Genomic DNA, 3,279 nt, shown 5'->3' on the forward strand with positions numbered 1-3,279 from the left:
CGCGATGACCGCGCTGTCCGCGGCGGGACCGGCGGGCGCGATCGGCGACCTGCTGACCGCGGGACAGGCGGCGCGGACGTCGACGCGACTGGACTAGGCCGCCGCGCCCCTGCCCACGGATCATGCGCGCCGCCTGCGAGTTGACCCTGTTCACCAGGAGAGCCGCATGCCCAGCACGATCGCGCAGATCATCACCGAGATCGCCGCCGAGATCACCGACGACGCCGCGCGGATCGAGGCGTCGGCGGACCGCAAGGAGGAGGCCGCGCCCGGGCCGATCGGCATCGCGGTCGCGCTGACGACGGGCACGCTGCTGACCGCGGGTGCGGCGACGACGGCGTTCCCGATCCAGAGCATCTCGAAGCTGTTCGCGCTCGACCTCGCGCTCGCGGCGATCGGCGACGACGTCTTTGCGCGCGTCGGGAAAGAGCCGTCGGGCGACCCGTTCAACTCGATCGTCGATCTCGAGCGGACCAAGGGCGTGCCGCGCAACCCGTTCATCAACGCAGGCGCGCTGGCGGTCGTCGATATCCTGGTCGAACACCGGCCCGAGGACGGCGACGATCCGGCGGTCGCCCGGCTGATCGGGCGCGAGACCGGGTCCGATAGCGTCACGTTCGACGAGGACGTGATGGCGTCCGAGCAGGAGGGCGGCGATCTCAACCGCGCGATGATGAGCTTCATGCGGCATCACGGCAATCTCCATGCCGATCCCGATGCGGTGATGGCCGCCTATGTCCGCAACTGCGCGATCGCGCTGGATTGCCGTGGCCTTGCCAAAGCAGGCGCGTATCTCGCGGCGACGCGGCGGACGCCCGATGATCCTGAGGCCGACGCGGTGGCCAAACGCCACCGTACGGTGCTCGGCCTGATGATCACCTGCGGCCATTATGACGGGTCGGGGGATTTCGCGGTGCGGGTCGGCTTGCCCGCCAAGAGCGGCGTCGGCGGCGGCATTCTCGCGATCGTGCCCGACCGGGCGGCGATCGCGGTCTGGTCGCCCAATCTCGACCAGCACGGCAACAGCATCCTCGGCATCCGCGCGCTCGAGATGATCGCGCACCGGACCGGCTGGTCGGTGTTCGGGCCGCCGCTGGTCTGACGCTCAGGCGGCGAGCCGGGTAACCGTCACCCCCGAGGATTGCGGGTCGGTGTCGCCGGGTGCGCCGATGATCGTGTCCCCCGGCAGCTCGGCGAAGTCCGCCGTCGCATCGGTGAACGGGACGACCGGGCGGCCGAGCAGATAGCCCTGCGCCACGTCGCAGCCGATATCGTGCAGCACGTCGAGCTGTTCGCGCGTCTCGACCCCCTCGGCATGCGTCAGCACGCCCAGTTCCTTGCCGATCGCGACGGTCGCGCGCAGCACCGCCATGCAGCGCGGATCATTCGCCGCCTCGGCGACGAAGCTGCGGTCGATCTTGATCCGGTCGAAACGGAAGTCGCGCAAATGCGCGAGCGACGATTGCCCGGTGCCGAAATCGTCGAGCGACACCTTGATGCCGAGCTTGCGGATCCGGTCGAGCATCACCGCGGTCCGGCCCGCATCGTCGATCAGCGCGGTCTCGGTGATCTCGATCTCGACCCGCTCGGGGGCGACGCCGTGGATCAGGATCGCCTGGGTCAGGCTGTGCAGCAGCCCTTCCGACTTCAGCTGCGCGGCGGAAATGTTGATCGCGACGTTGAGATGCGGCGACCAGCCCGCGAGGTGGCGGCACGCCTCCATCATCACCCAGCGGCCGATATCCTCGACCAGTCCGCATTGCTCGGCGATCGGGATGAAGACGCCCGGCGGGATCCAGCCGCGCACCGGGTGGTTCCAGCGGATCAGCGCCTCATAGCCCGTCGTGCCCCCGGTCAGCAGATCGACGACCGGCTGGAAGGCGAGCGCGAAGCCGCCCGTCTGGACCGCCTCGTGCAGGTCGTCGACGATCCCCTGACGTTCGGCGAGCCGTTCGGCGAGCCCGGGCAGATAGGCCTGCGCGCGCCGCCGTCCGAGACGCTTGGCCTCGTACAGCGCCATGTCCGCGCGCTTCATCAGGTCGTCGGCGGAACAGGCGCCCGAAAAGTGGGAAATGCCGATGCTGCAGCTCGGCAGCAGCCGGCAACCGTTGATGACGACCGCGCCGCTCAATTGCGCGACGATCGAATCGGCGAGCGCCGCCGCCGCGTCACCCGTTTCGCTGGCGAGGATCGCGAGCTCGTCGCCGCCCATCCGCGCGATGAAGCTGTCCTGGGGCAGCAGCCGCGTCAGCTCGGCCGCGACATGGACCAGCAGCTGGTCGCCGACCGCGTGACCAAAGGCATCGTTGATCCGCTTGAAATCGTCGAGGTCGATCATCAGCAGCGAGAAGGGCGTGCCGATCCGGATCCTCGCCTCCTTCTGCTCGCGCAGCGACCGGCGGTTCCCCAGCCCGGTCAGCGGATCATGATAGGCCAGGTGCGTCAGGTTGCGCAGCGCCTGCCGCTCCGCGCTGACGTCGTTGAAGGTCAGCACCACGCCCTTGGACTGCATCGGACGACACTGCATCCGATAGACGCAGCCATCGTCCATCGCCCATTCGCGGTCGAACGTCGCGTCGGTCCGGATCCATTGCTGCATCGCCGCGCGGATCTCGGCGCGCCGCTCGGGCAGCCAGCCGCGATGCCGCGCGACAATGTCGATACAGGCGGTGATCGTCATACCCGGCGCGATCGCCCCGTCCGGGATCGCGTACATCTCGAGGAACCGGTAGTTGAAATGCTGCAGCCGGGCATTGCCGTCGATGAACACCAGCCCGTCCGACATGCTTTCGAGCACCGCTCTCAGCGTGTGCCCCTCTTCCTCGCGCGTCGTCCTGAACCGCTCGAAGGTCAGCAGGCTGGCGAGGCAGGTGACCGACACGCCAAACGCCATGCAGGCGGCGACGAGGCCCGGCGACAACAGGCTGCCGCGCACGTCGCCGATGCTGCCGATCACGATATCGCCCGACAGCGCGACGAAATGCGTCGTGCAGATCGCGAGCGCGAACAGCATGCAGGCGGCGGTGCGCGACCGCGCCCAGCCGCGGTGGAGCTGCCACGTCGCCATCAGCACCGTCCCGAGCACCAGCCCGGTGATGTTCGTCGGCCAGGAAAACACGTGGACGCAATCGGTCATGCCCGTCAGCCCGACCGCATGCATGCACCAGATGCCCGCGCCCGCGATCGTCGCCGCGGCGATCCGCGCGACGCGGCGGCGCAGGCGGGTGACCGCGACCAGCGGCACGCCGACCAGCGCGATCCGACCAGCGCCGCAGGATC

Annotated in this window: 2 protein-coding genes; one reads left to right on the forward strand and one right to left on the reverse strand. The window is 69.2% G+C overall.

Features of this window, described 5'->3' with window-relative positions:
- The first annotated feature begins 166 nt into the window (after window positions 1–166).
- Entirely contained in the window at window positions 167–1,102 is a 936-nt protein-coding gene (glsA, locus tag NI18_RS19105) for a glutaminase A (protein WP_037532357.1), read from the forward strand.
- 3 nt (window positions 1,103–1,105) lie between these two features.
- Here the strand turns inward: glsA and NI18_RS19110 are convergent.
- The coding region (locus NI18_RS19110) for an EAL domain-containing protein (RefSeq protein ID WP_052149352.1) at window positions 1,106–3,279 on the reverse strand (2,174 nt) is incomplete at its 5' end.

It is taken from the genome of Sphingomonas sp. Ant20 (genome assembly GCF_000783375.1).
GTDB classification, from domain to species: Bacteria; Pseudomonadota; Alphaproteobacteria; order Sphingomonadales; family Sphingomonadaceae; genus Sphingomonas; species Sphingomonas aerolata.

Bases quoted from the DNA above. Each gene is read 5' to 3' on its own strand.
- glsA (WP_037532357.1), top strand. From the start codon at position 167: ATGCCCAGCACGATCGCGCAGATCATCACCGAGATCGCCGCCGAGATC.